This window comes from Bacillus oleivorans (assembly GCF_900207585.1).
GTDB lineage: Bacteria > Bacillota > Bacilli > Bacillales > JC228 > Bacillus_BF > Bacillus_BF oleivorans.
The window spans coordinates 1-14,200 of record NZ_OAOP01000005.1 but is presented as its reverse complement, the minus strand read 5'-3'; the positions used below and the strand labels follow the sequence as shown (position 1 = coordinate 14,200).

The 14,200-nt window shown below is 31.8% G+C and carries 10 protein-coding genes; 3 read left to right on the top strand and 7 right to left on the bottom strand.

Annotation, left to right across the window (positions count from 1 at the left end; all coding sequences use genetic code 11):
- The first annotated feature begins 239 nt into the window (after window positions 1-239).
- Window positions 240-533, top strand: coding sequence for a recombinase family protein (locus CRO56_RS11870; protein WP_245855845.1), 294 nt, complete (start codon window positions 240-242; stop codon window positions 531-533).
- A gap of 43 nt (window positions 534-576) precedes the next feature.
- Here CRO56_RS11870 and CRO56_RS11865 read toward each other — a convergent pair whose 3' ends face one another.
- Together CRO56_RS11865 and CRO56_RS11855 are read right to left on the bottom strand one after the other, a co-directional pair.
- Entirely contained in the window at window positions 577-2,835 is a 2,259-nt protein-coding gene (locus CRO56_RS11865) for an ATP-binding protein (protein ID WP_097158856.1), read from the bottom strand.
- Between the two features lie 835 nt (window positions 2,836-3,670).
- A complete protein-coding gene (locus CRO56_RS11855; RefSeq protein WP_097158854.1) occupies window positions 3,671-7,465 on the bottom strand; it encodes a hypothetical protein in 3,795 nt (1,264 codons plus the stop codon).
- A 366-nt stretch (window positions 7,466-7,831) separates the two neighbouring features.
- On the opposite strand from CRO56_RS11855, the gene CRO56_RS11850 reads away from it, so the two are divergent.
- Entirely contained in the window at window positions 7,832-8,758 is a 927-nt protein-coding gene (locus tag CRO56_RS11850; protein ID WP_097158853.1) for a DUF4359 domain-containing protein, read from the top strand.
- 1,321 nt (window positions 8,759-10,079) lie between these two features.
- Window positions 10,080-10,694 carry a hypothetical protein gene (locus CRO56_RS11845; RefSeq protein ID WP_097158852.1) on the top strand — a complete coding sequence of 205 codons (615 nt, stop codon included), beginning with the start codon at window positions 10,080-10,082 and terminating at the stop codon, window positions 10,692-10,694.
- 356 nt (window positions 10,695-11,050) lie between these two features.
- On the opposite strand, the gene CRO56_RS11840 is transcribed toward CRO56_RS11845, so the two are convergent.
- From CRO56_RS11840 to CRO56_RS11820, 5 genes are all read right to left on the bottom strand, one after another.
- On the bottom strand, window positions 11,051-11,464 hold the full coding sequence (locus CRO56_RS11840; protein WP_142305207.1) for a hypothetical protein: 414 nt from the start codon (window positions 11,462-11,464) through the stop codon (window positions 11,051-11,053).
- 188 nt (window positions 11,465-11,652) lie between these two features.
- Window positions 11,653-12,162: a hypothetical protein gene (locus tag CRO56_RS11835; protein WP_097158850.1), complete on the bottom strand. Its 510-nt coding sequence runs from the start codon at window positions 12,160-12,162 to the stop codon at window positions 11,653-11,655.
- A gap of 243 nt (window positions 12,163-12,405) precedes the next feature.
- Window positions 12,406-12,588 carry a hypothetical protein gene (locus CRO56_RS11830; protein ID WP_097158849.1) on the bottom strand — a complete coding sequence of 61 codons (183 nt, stop codon included), beginning with the start codon at window positions 12,586-12,588 and terminating at the stop codon, window positions 12,406-12,408.
- Between the two features lie 775 nt (window positions 12,589-13,363).
- Window positions 13,364-13,546: a hypothetical protein gene (locus tag CRO56_RS11825; protein ID WP_097158848.1), complete on the bottom strand. Its 183-nt coding sequence runs from the start codon at window positions 13,544-13,546 to the stop codon at window positions 13,364-13,366.
- Between the two features lie 54 nt (window positions 13,547-13,600).
- A complete protein-coding gene (locus CRO56_RS11820) occupies window positions 13,601-13,834 on the bottom strand; it encodes a hypothetical protein (protein WP_097158847.1) in 234 nt (77 codons plus the stop codon).
- Window positions 13,835-14,200: the final 366 nt, after the last annotated feature.

Sequence of the window (14,200 nt, the reverse complement as noted above, 5' to 3'; positions counted from 1 at the left end):
AAGTATTAATATATTTTAACATAAATCCCAATTATTAGAATACTCTTTCTTCTACGACCTAGATCGATTGTTGGACAATCAGTCGGCGTAAATCAACTAGCCTCTTCAACTTTAATCCTTGTAACCATGCCTTCTATAATAAATCTACTTGAGAAACGTTCATTCATGATATCCAACATCATGTATTTTTTAACTCCATTAATACCAATACTGTTATAAAAGTTAAAGGAGTGATCAAAATGAACGAAATAAAAAGTGTTGCAATATATTGTCGTGTCAGCACAGAAGAGCAAGCAAGTGAAGGCTACAGTATTTCTGCCCAATTACAAACTTTACGTCAATATACATCCCTATATAGTTGGCAGATTGCTGAAGAATATATTGATGAAGGTATTAGTGGTAAAGATATAAAAGGCCGCCCTGATATGCAAAGACTTATATCGGACAGCCCTTACTATCAAAATAGGAATCTAAGGCAGTTTGGACAATGCTTTGCATGGGAAAACAATTCCTTTCTTATACAATCAAATTAACCCCATAAAGTTTACTTCAATAAGGATTGGTATCGATTTCTATCTATTCGTGACCAACTGCAGCTTGCTCTAAAGCCTCTTGTATTTCTTTTCTAGCTAATTCTTCAGATGAATCTTCTTCAATTTCATATTCAAAGTCTTCCATCATCATTTTAAAATGAGACTCATGGTCAGAGTTTACGAAAATTTTTCTGAATACATCAAAGTAAGCCTTATTCGATTCTTGGTTACTATCTACATATAAATCATCATTTACATGATGTGATCCATTGTTAGCCCACGACAGTAAAGAATTGCATACCACTTTGTCTTCATCTGGAAATTTCCCAACTATTTCGCTGACATCAATATTACCGAAGAATTTAAAGTAGTTTTCCAATATCCTTCTCATTATGTTTGGTGTTGTTATTGAATTTATATTTTCCTTTAATTCTCTCCACAGCAACTCATATGAGTTCTTAATAGGATTCTCATCATATTCTTTTATCCGTGATACATTATCTGTTTTTGTAAGAACCCAAAATGTCTCATCTTGTTGCTTTTTATTACTCATACCTTTATTGAAAGATATTTCCTTATGGAAATAAACATTGTGGGTCAATATTATCAATTGCTTAAATATTGAATCACTACTTCTAATCTTTTTCTTTAAACTATTAATCAAGTAACTGACAATAAATAGTACATTGCTATCGAGACTTGATATGGGGTCATCTATGACGATTACTCTTTTCGTATTTACTTTATCCTGTTCATTACTACCATTTATAAGTTGATAGAAATATAGGAAAGTAATAAAGGTCATCTCACCTTCACTTAACGTTGCGTTTGCGTCTACTCCATCTCCACGTACAATCTTATAATTACCTTTTTCCTTCGATTCAGCTAATTCAAAGTTTGTAAAACCAAAAGATTTTAGCAGATTATTGATTTCGTTAATAGAAGGCAGAACACTCGTAAGCTGGTTTTGAAGTTGAATAACTTCTTTCTTCAATTCATTTCTAAAGCCACTTAGTTCACCCCACCTTTTATTCATACCGTCTAAAGTTTTACATTCCTTTGTTGTTTTATCTGTATAACTCGCATAATCTCTTTTATTCTCTTCAATAATAAAACGCCATATATCTTTATTTAATTTAGCTTTTTCCTCAGTTATATTGTCAATCATTTGATTATGCTTAATTATTTGTATGTTGGCTTGTCCAATCTCTTCATTAATTTCCCTTATATAACTGCTTATTGAGCTTAATTTAACACTACTACTTGGTTCAGCCTTTTTCCTCTCAAGTTTTAATTCATTTTCTTTAAAAGTTGAGATTATTATTTCAAGAAGACTTTTCACTTTTTCTGTATTAACAAAAGGAATATTCCCCTCAGTGAGTATATGATGATTTTTGATAATACCTTGGGTTTCCGTGATGTATTTTTCTGAGGAAGAATTTAGGAGTTGTAACTGCTCAGTATATGTTTCATCAAAATATTCTTCTAATTTTCCTTCTAAATTTTTAGGCAATTCCTGTTGACAAAACGGACATAAACCATCTGTATTTTTCAAATGTTGATGACCTTGCTGAACCCAGTCACTGATGTTCAGACGAGAAATAAGATCTGCAATGTCAATATCTCGTTTTCCCACTATTCTTGTTCCAAATATCTGAGATTTCTCATATGAAGCATTGTATTCTATATTTGGAATCGTGTTGATTTTCTCTTGTGTTCCCTTAAAAACGGAATCTACTCTCTTTTTCAATTCATCAAAACCATAATGAACACCATCATTATTTTGAGCTTCTTCTATGCACTTTAACATAAAGTTATCTTTTTTATTACGTACACCAGTAAACGCCTCTTTAAATTGTTCGTCATATTTTAATTTTAAATCCCAGCATGTATTCATAAAGTCAGCTTTTAGATTGTTTATCTTTTCATCAATTTCTTTAATTTTCTCTTCTAAGTTTCCAATCTTATCCTCGTGCTTATCTATTTCTTCCGATTTTTTATCTATCTTCTTTAACAAATCAGTAGATTCTTTACCTAAAGTAAAAATGCCTTTTATGTCATTACGCATACTGAAGTTTTCACGAACAAAGTTCCTGTTATAGACAAAAACATCGTAATTTGACCTTTCTCTTCCCCATTCAATTCTGCAGCTAGGGAAGTCCTCCTGCTTTCTTAGTACCTCTGAAACTGTTGTTTTTCCAGTCCCGTTACTTCCAAAAATGTAATTGATTTTCCTTAGATTTACTTCAATTCCTGAAGTGTCATACGTTGCAACCTCTCTTAATCTGATCTTATCAATCATTCAAGTTCCCTCCTAACTCTATAATTTACTTGATCTGTTTCTGCCTATGGACAATATTTACTTACTATTTTACAGGAAAAGTTTAACAATTTTAAAGATATTCCAACTAAAATTTACTTTTTTCAGCACCTACAACATATATACATGAATTTTTGTTTTCATCTTCCTTGCCATATAAATCAATAAAAAGTGTTTTTAGTAGATAGAACCTAATTTTTTGGACATAAATTTAACAATCTTATAAAGTTAAAGATAAAAACTTAGTAGCTTAGTAATCTCTTTAATAACATGATGAATCCTGCTGCTCCCGTACTATAGTCACAACTTAATCTATACATTAAAGAACCAGGGCATGATAATTGATTTTCACTCTCTTTCAATTAAAATTGTTTCACTTTACCTTTTTTTAAGTAAAGAGGGTAGAAGTATGAATGATTTGGGAACCAATTAGTTTAAACTAATAGGGGGCATGAATCCCCTTATTTTTACATTCATCTGGTGTCTGTGAGGGATCAAATATATACTGGTTTAGGAGGAAATTTAGAATGAATCCAGTCGTAGGTCTTGATGTCTCAAAAGGGTTGTAAAGAATGGTTGTGAGGCGGTTTGAACTTGATCCGAAAACCTTTTTACTTTTGATTCCTTGGGATAAAGATCACCTTAGTTATTTAAGTAGCAAAAAAGGCATTGGTAAACAGATTTTACCAATGCCTTTTTTTTATAGTTTGATTTACATTAATTTGTTTATGCTTATGGAGGTCGGTAGAAAATTAAGCTATGAGATGTAATAAATTAGCATCTTATATCCTTTATTCTTCGTCCTGTAATAATTTTTTTACTCAAAACGTTCATTTTTTTGCCTTTCCACTTTCAATTCATTTTCTCTTTCCAAACGAATAGTTTCTTTAAATTTTTCTTCTTCTTCTGTTGCCCATTCTGCAATTACCAGATTGCTATGCTTTTTCAATGCGGTAATTAAGTACAGGCAACTTTGTAACTTTTCTGCAAGTGAACCCCACCATGTTCTTGGGTAAAATGATGTTCTAAATGTATTTAATATTACTACCGGATCATAATAATTATCCATTATCCACAAAGCTAAAGGTGTCCACTCCAAGATATTATCTTTATCAACTTGTTGAAAAGGCCTTATGGCAGATGCAATAACAGGATAACGTGTTTGGGGATTGACTTCACACCATTTTTTAATAATTTCCTCATTTATATTGGAAAGAGCTTTGCCTTCTCTAGAAAGTGCTTCGATTAACCAACCATCTACTTTTTGCTCCTTACCTAAAAATTCATTTAGAAACACCTCCGGTTGCATCTTGGATAAAGAGGCCAAAACACTTTGATAATCAGATGGATAAATTTTAAATTTTTTGTATGCTTCTGCAAGCTTTTCACACAATTTCCTAAAATTCGCTTCTCCATATATACCATTAAAACATGCTTCAATAATCCTGGATAATTCGTAATCAAAATGGCCTTTCCTATTATTTTCTTTTGAGAACTGATAATCCAACAATAGTTTTTGACCTACATCTGATATACATTTACTAACTTTTGAACCTTTTGATATACCATGTAGTCTCATATTTAATATCTCAATGGCTACTTCTAGTCCATTTTCTTTTAGTGATATTAAGCCTAATAAATCTGCAAGATCTTCATCACTTATAGTTTCATGAACTCTACCGTATGCAATATTTTGATATTGCCATATAGGAGCTTCTCCATACTCAAGTGATTTTCTTAATCTAGTTACACCAAGAGAATTAATTTTTACACTTATTTGTAAAAATGGAAATATAGAAGCTAGAATTGGATCCGTTACGGATTGATCCAGTATTTTCTCTGTAAGAGCTAAATCAATTTCCGCTAATCTATTTAAAAAACCACGGAGTACTTGATAGTTACGTTTCGAATCATCTATATAGGATAACTTATCATAAAAATCAATCCATGTTTCTTCATGATCGTTAGATCCGTCTGCTATTCCTTGCCCAAGACTAAATAGTCCAGGACCATCATTCCCCAAAATTTCAGGCAATAATTCACTTAAAATCTCATCTTTGGATCCAACCTCTCTCCCAAGTAATTGAATTTTCTGCTCTACAGTTGTATATCCATCATTATCTATATCGCTAACAGCATCAACCAAATCATAAATGCTTCTTCCTGACAATGAATAAAATTTCGCTCGTTCAATTAAAGAGTTAGGCCCCAATAGCAATTTTAAGTCATTTAACCTTTCGTATATCTCTGGCTCCATTTCCTTGCCATCAAATCTCATGGTTGTTCTTACGGCTAACCATCCTTCCCTCCAAGATCCTTTTGAAGAAATTATTTTTGAGACTTTTTCAAGTTCATCATACATTCCTGCATTTACCCAAAGTCCTCTAAACTTTGAGGCTATTAATTCTTTTACTTTAAAGTCAAACGGGCTTTCCGATATTACCACTCTAAGAGAGTAATCAATAAACAATTTGTACCATGTATGTATTTCGATTCTGTTTGTTGGTTTATAACCATAATCTCTAGGTCGTGCTCCAAATTCAAAGCTGTACGATGAACTAAAATGAGTTGTTTCTAAAGCTGCATTTAATAAAGATATTCCTAAATCAACTTCATCTTCAATGTTTGATTCTACTAATTTCTTTATTATACTTAGTCTCTGATCTGCAGAAGCATGTGTTCCAGAAAGATAAATATAAAAAAGAGACTTTAGTAAATTTCTTATTGAATTTACATTTTCATTTGGTTTCTCTGAGAGCGCAAATTTGGAAAGTAAATTCGTTGATCGAATAAATAAATGTTTATCATAGGCCAAAGATCTAAGAAGACTTGTATATTCATTATAAAAATCATTGCCTCGAGTAAAAAATGTATTAACTCTATTCGATTTAATAACTCTTTCTATAGCAGAAAGTGTTAGTTCAGGATTTAAGGGAGCAATATTTCTTAACAGTGTTACTCCCAATTCATTAAGATTACTTACATCTCCAAGTAACCCATCTTCTATCAACCATCTTTTAGAAATTTCGAGAGCTTCTTCGCTCTCATGTAAATAACTTAATCTTCTCGAAAATGATTTTAAAAGCCTTTCAGACCCTCCATTTTCAAATACACTACATATTTTTTCAATCGGTATGTTTTCAAGAGCTCTTTGAGCAAGTTTGTTAGCAATTGCATGTGGTAAAACTGCACGCCACACACTTCGTTTTTGAACAAGATCACGTCGCATTAACTCACTTACATTCCTATACATTTCTTGAACATTCATACCAACTAAATCACTTAGCAGTTCTAATTCTTCATTCTCTGAAAGTTGTACATTAAATGAGTAAACCAATGAGCAGGCCTCTGCAGCTCTTAATAGTGACTTGCTTGGCTCATTTCGTTGTTGGAATAATCGAATAAATAAGTCACTATCTTTTAACTGAGATAAATTATCTCCGCGTTTTACTGTGTTCCCTAAGGCAATTGAAATTCTAGCATTTCCTCCAGAAAAATTTGCAATACTCCGTGCATCTATTTCTGTTATATGACTAAATCTTTTTAATATGACTTTTTCAATTAATTCAGTCGATGCTGGTTCTAAACGAAAAACTTCAGTCTCTTCTGGTTGATCATCTTTAACATCATATTCAACGGTTATTAAACTTACTAAGCTATTTGGTTTTGAACATATAAGTCTTAGTCGTCTATGTAAATCTGGCGGGCAGTTATCTACTCCTAAAATAAATCGAGATTTTAGAGCAACTAGTCTCTCAGCAAAATTAATAGGATCTGGGTTAGGTCCGTCACTAATATCCGTATAAAATACTATTGATTTGTTTAAAGGGTTCTCTCCTAATCGCTCATCAAATAATGCTTGAAGCAATCTTGTTTTTCCTACCCCTGAGAGACCTACTAATCGTACTGAGGATGCAGGTCTATGAAGAATGTTTCGAATTTCATTTATTCCATCACATATTGCTAATCCTTCTGAATAAGAGTTAGGTTCTCTATACAAACGAACATGTTCATCTAACATGTACTCTTCTTCAATCCCAAATGGGCAATTTGCCCAGTTCTCATAAGTTTTCCATCCCTGAATTGGTTTACCTAATTTTTCTCTTACCCAAAGTACCAAGGCCGGGTGGCTACGAACCCAACTAGCAATCCGTTCTCGGTCATAGAAATCTACTTTAATATCAGTATAATTTGGGTAGTCAGATAATGCCTCTAACATTGCCTCCTTTCGATCTTTAAGGGCCGAATCAGCAGTTGATCCTTGGCTACTAACAATAATATAAGCCCCCTTGGAATCGATTAAATCTCTTATTACTTGTCTAAGCTTACCTTTGGGTCGCATTTCTTTTAAAATTTCCGATCTTGGCATATCCGGTTTTTTTACTTGAAAGCCTGTTTTAAATCTTGGAATAAAACTATCAGCATGTAGAGGAGATAAAAGATCAACCCTGACATCAATACCACCATCTTTCGCGTTTTGGTGACCTCCCCACGTTACCCCTGCTGTTGGTAAACCATAAGTACGAAGCTCAGCTTCACAGAGAAGACCTATAAGAACCCTTAAATCGCTATCACTTAATTCGCTTATATCTTTACCATCAATTTCAAGCATATTTCCTAAAGCCTCCCTCACTACAATAAAAAGGAAATTTCCCTATATATTTTTTTGGGTCTTGTTTGGTTTTGTTAACCTATGATAATAGCTAACCTTCTAATCACTTTTTGCTACAGACTCAGATTGGGGTTAATTCTTTCAGTTTTTTTGTATTTTCAAAGTTATTGTTTCCTTACCCCTTTTTATTTTTATTGTATTGAATACATCACTAATCAACAAGACAATTTATAGCATAATCAGATCCTTCTAGTATTGAGCATTTAAAATAGTAATTTAATAGTTTAAGCCATACTTCCCAATTACCTTTTTAAATCTATAATATATAAGGTATAATTTACCTATAAATTATGTAGGGAGATAACAATGAAAAAGATTATATTATTGGGGATATTGATTATTCTTATGGTTATTACTAACCCTAGTAAAATTGAATATGTTGATTGGGCAAAGGAACAGATTAAGGAACAAAGTACATATGAGGTAGTTGATTGGGGAATTGAATTATTGGCTCCTAATCTATTAGAAGGTGCAACTAAAGCCCATAATTATGTTATTTTTTCCGTATTTAAAACCACGATAATGGATGATACTATTACCACGGTAGGATTATTCAAGAATTTTTTACCCCTGCCTATTGATGATAATGGTAGCTACCACACTAATTCTGCACCAGTAAAAGAATCAGTACAGTCGGAACAAGTTTCCGTTGAAAAGACTGCTACTGATGATACCCCTGCCACATCTGAGAGTCAAAATACAGATTATAGAAGTGTTCCATTTATAAGGGATAATAACAATAAACCAATCAACAAGACAGTTATTTGGAAAGGTAAACTAGAAAGTAAATCTCTCGATATTAAACTTAATGATGGAAAGGCGGAACTCGTTATTGGATTGGATAACCCGAATGGAATCAAAATTATGATGCTTCATAAGGATACGGGTTGGTACTTAGATTGGATGAAGTATGGAGAAAGTCCAGTTTATGAGTTCGGCACAACCGAAAGTGAGAGCTACGCTGTTCAAGGTACAACCTATGACTTTGATAAGGATGGTAGCGATGAAATTATCATTAGTATTGGGGATGGCTTAGTGAATGGACAAATGTGGATTTTTAAATATCATGAGATAACTAGAAATGATGTTACACCATACGAGCTGTTATTAACTCAATCTTTTCAAGAAAATGTTTACATAGATGAAAATAAAGTCATCATCCCTTATGGAAGTCAGGGTTTATTTAATGAATATACATTCTTTGATGGGAAGTTTCATGAGCAAGTCCATTAAAGGTACAAAAGGAGTTTATCGGGAGATGAGTTCCTTGTAACAGGTCACCTTCTTATCAATTTAATAACTTAGTGATTAAGATAATTTTTCCCTCTTTCATAATTACATTAAAAGAATATGAAATCAAAATCATCCTCAAATATTTGTTTAGTGTTTGGTGTGGTATGCATTACTATAGCTATTTAAGAGACAAAAAAATGAGACATTGGAAAATTGACTCCCAATGCCTTATTTTAAAATTCCATTATAAGTTTGCCGGTCTGCTACCGAACTCCTTGGTAATTACCCTATTGGACATTTCATTTTAGGCTAGGCATCCTTCTTCATTTGCGTTATTTTTTAATTAAAGACCTATTTGTTTATTTATCAATGTCATGTCAACGGCAAAGATTATTACGATACATGTTTCCAGTAGATGCAGCTTTACAAGAGCAATGCGAATTTTAAGAAGTAATCGGAAACATATTTTAAAGTCCTGAACTACTGAAATAAAAAAGCAAGGATCTCTCCCGATTAATCCTTAGAGTATTATAACACGGAGGAGGTCCTGGGAATGTAAATGTTGAGAATCAGAAATAGATAAAGAAACTGCACCGCATTGATGGTTACATAAAATGTGTGAATTAAACCCATTTATATGTTTCATATTTCATAAGGTCTAATTTACTAGTCCATCTTAATCCTGAAACTTCTGGAAGAAGATCTCTATGATGTCCCCAATTTAGAATATGAATATTTTGCAATTCAGCATCTGGAGAGAAGAAATGGTTTTGGAATAAAAAGTTTATTATTCGGAACAAAGGTGATTTAAATTTATATTAAACAGTAATGGTTTGTCTAACGGAAGATATAAAAATAAGAAGCTTGTACACAAAATTGGAATTAAAAAACTAATTGCTCTCATGGTATATATGAGGGCAATTTAATTTGCGTAATATGACCTGCTGATATATTAGACGTTAAGTAGAATTTAGAGAGTATGCTATTTTTTTCTAACAAGATAATAAATAACGAACCATTTAGGGAATTGGAGGGTTGAATATATGGTGAAACAGAAAAGGCTCGTTGAACTAGGTGTACCGAAGGATCATATAAAAAAGTTAGTTGCATTGTCCAAGAAGATTAAAGGAACAGTAATTGTTAAAGCAAAATAAAATCCCCTCCCTTTTTTTGGTATGAGGATTATATTAAAATCATATCGTTTTTGGATAGTAATGTCTTAGATAATTATACCAAGATCCCCATTTTAAGGTTAATTTCCATTATCTTAATCCCAACGTTTAGCATTTATAGTAAAATATACTCAAAGGGAGGGTGCTTCATGGAATTTTTGGATTTATGGTTTTGGTATGTTTTAGTTCTTTTATTGATACTTAGTAACTTTTTGAATTTTTTTGGCCACCATACTAACGGCAGAAAAAGTAAACAAATCTCTATATTTGGTGGATTAACAACTTGGATAGAACTTATATGTGGATTTATCTTTACAGGTTGGATTGGGGGACTTGTTCTAATACTACTTAATTTCATTGTAATTGGGCATTTAGCTCAATGGTTAGCATTTATTGCATTCAAGAGACTTCATCCAAATGCAAAATATTTAACTTATAGACTATTTCAATTAAGAAATAGACATCTAGAAAAACAACAGACTGCACACATAACAGGTATCATGAGAGAATCTAGTGAAAGACAAGCATTCCTTACACAAATAAAACAAGAAAATAGAATCTTAACTGTTTTAAATGAACTAGGTGAGCATGAAGGTAAAATTGATGAGATATATAATGCGCTTATTACAAATGGGAGTGGCGAATTTGTAGCCAATTGCGTGGTAACAAACCCTTCATTGGTAAGGGAATTTATTGAATTAGAGGGAAGGAAAGTGGCTGTGGAAGATATAACTTTTTATTTTATGGAGAGTCTGGCAGGATAAAAAAGAATATATAACTTCCTACTAAAAAAGGACCCGGTTGGAGTCCTTTTTATATTAACCAAGCTATTTCATCTTTTTGCTAAGCTCACTCTCTTTTTAAAAGGTAAACTATTATAACAATGGGTATTGATATAACCCACGCCCAAAAAGAGGAAGGATAAACAAGATAAATAAAATACAAGAAACCTCCCACAATGAAACAAAACACTAACAAAAAATTGATGATTTCTTTACACTTTTCTCCTAAATACATATATATGATAATCGGGATAATCACAGCTAAACTCGCTATCAAAAAAATAATGGTACTCCTCCCCCTTCTTTAACTAAACTTATAGCTTAAATGAGTACCTCATTTATTGAATATTTTCCAACTCCGACACCTTTGATTCTAACATCCTCAATTTTTCCTTTTTTTCTTCTAACATTCTGTTACGGAATATATATGTATCTTTATTATGGTCCGTGTTTTCATACGCTTTTTTATAACTAGCGACATCTTCTAATTTATTTATCTCACCTTTAACACTATCAATTTCGTATTGTATAGACCGTTTTCTTTGATTTATGACATAATCTAATGTTTGATGTTTCTCTTTCTGTTCCTGTTCTAATGATTCTAACAGTTCCTTAACTTTTCTCTTTTCTTTTTCCCTTTGGTCCACTTTTTTGAAAATAAATTTTAGTACTACATACATGATTGCCCATGCAATTACTACCTCAATATGCCCAGCAGCTATAATAAAAATTGTAAAAAATACCAACAACATCTGTGGAAAATACCCTTTCGGTGGTGGAGATCGAAACATAGTGAAAGTTAATCCTCTCTTATTAGGAGTATTGAATCAATATTCAGATTCTATTCCTTTTTCAGTATAAAGGTATTACTTTGGTTAATCTATATCCTTTAAGTTATGATACTTATTGAGCAAAAAAATAACCAGGAGAATAAACCTGATTATTTTACAATTTGTTTAACTGTTTCTTGTGCAATCATTTGTGTACCTTTTTTAAGTAACTCTGGATTTCTTGTAAATAAATAGATTCCTGAACCCATGATTAGGGTGGCTACACCTGCCAGTATCAGCATACCAGTTCTCCCATGTTCTCTATTCTTATCTGCTTCCTTCTCTATTCGATCAAGTATAGCATCTATTTTTTTATCAATTTCTTTTTTTTCTTCGAGAGTGGTTGCATTTTCAACTTCTTTTCTTAAATCTTTAATAAGCCATTCTAATGTTTTTAAATATGTAGCACTTGCAGTCTCATGTACACTGGTAAGTTTAACCAGTCCATCAATGAAATTTTTATAAGTTGTATTATTTTCTTTTACAAACTCCTTGAAAACATCTTTTCCAAATTCCCCTTTCATATGCAGTACCAATAAATCATAATAATCTTCACTAGTTAGATTATTATTATCCATACCCAAATCATTTATTTTTTTAAATAATCCGTCTTTATCCATTTATCATGCCCTCACTTGTTTTTAGTACAATTTCACCACTTTATACAAATAATTAAATCTTCCTTAATAAAATTCAGATAAAGTACGAACATTTTCATTTTCCTCAAATATTTTAGTTCGTATTGTTCCTTCTATAATGTTTTCTTTATTGATTCCTCAACTTTGGGATTATCCTTCATACAGTACCTCTCAGATCGTTTAAAAGAGACTGTTTGGTAACTCAGTATCTTTCTTTACTTTTGTTTACTTAATAAGTTCCACCATCTTTTTTAGTAACTCGTAAACCTCATCATCTTTCGCGTTATCTCGTAAACAAGTCAAAATAAAGCCTAACGTATTCTTATCCATTTTTACATTTTCATCTTTAAACGCTTGTATTGCTTGATTCATAGATAGTGTTAAATCTGGATTAAATTCATCAAACATTTTTACTCCTCCAATACTTTTCTAATAGCATCCCAATTTAACCAATATATGAAAAATTTAGTTATTATCAACATTCGACAAAATCCCATAAATCCCCTCTTTTAAAGTAAGTTTTTTACAAACACTCCCAAATTAAAAACAGCTAGTTTGAAAAAAAGTAATTTATGCCACTAACGAAAACTATTTCTCTACACTGGTATCGTGGTGGTTCATAAGAATAATATTTCAGTACATAATATATAAGTTCATAGAATCTCTATTTTATGAATTTATTCTTATAAGCGTCTTTCAATAAAGTAGTTAAAGCTGCGGAATAATGTTATTGAAGCCAGGAGCAGTAAAATGAAGAAACAAAATCTTTTATATATTATTATAAGAAGAATCTTCAAAAGAGGGCATCTTTCCTTACAAAGGAAGTACTTTCATAAATAACCATTTAATGACTTATTTAATACGAAAGTAAATTAAAGACTTTTGAAGATTGTAATTCGGTATACAGATACGAGAGTTTGAACAATATAAACATGAAGTTCATGAATACATAAAGTAATTAGAAAACAAGCTTACTCTGCTCATAAGTGTCAGATTTTTAAGACTTGCTCTATCTCTTAAAATTCTTCTTCGGAACTTTAATTTTTTTGTAATTACGTGCCAACACTGACTCTTCAATTTACTATTAAAGTAACCGTATTTCTGATATGCTTTCAGTTTTTTTGTAATCTGAAATCATCTGCCAGATCACTTATTATTTAGTTACTCCTTGGTTATATGAAGCTTATGAAAAAAGTGCTTCTTTTAACTTTTGGATAGTTTTAATTGGTATGCTGGTTGTTTTCGAGACATCTTCAACACTAGTTCCTTCTTTTAAAAGACGTAACGCATAAAAAATGCCATCTAATATTTCTTCCCAAACTTTTTCATCGTGTTCTTTTAGTTGCTTTTCGAATGGATTTTTCATTCTAAATTTTTCCTTTTTTTTAATTGTGTTTTTGCAAAAATTTAGTTTGTATCTTTAAGGTACTCTATGATTAATTCTTTTGGAATCACATCTAAACTTTTTAGTACCCCCCAGATTGTAGACAATCATTTTTAATACTTTCTGCAACTCTTGATCACTAGACAACAGTTTGCCATTACGTAACATTTCCCACTTTTCAGGAAGGTAATGTTGAACCGTTTTGTAGTCTAACAATTGTGGCTCCATTTTTAATTCTAATTCGGGTATTTTCTTATTCAAATCGGACATTTATATTACCTCATTTTCTTAGCGCTTTTGACTCTAAATAATAGTGCTTTTGCTAATACCAGACATTGCTTCAACAACTCTATTGGGATTATTTCTAATTTTCAAGAGTATATTCAATTTGTTTCTATATTATTTCTTTGGTGGTATTCCCACGAATGTAGCCATTCTTTACTTATTTTTCCCTTCTCAAGTCCTCTTTACAATTTTTTGAATAAATAAAATGAACTATCCCTTTATACTCACCCCCTTCAATTAATAAAGCCACCCTAAGTGATCTGAACCCAAAAAGTTAGACACAGAAATTTAGGCAGCTACTTGGGCATGATTTCGGTATTGAACCGGACTCATGCCTTTTAATTTTGCCTT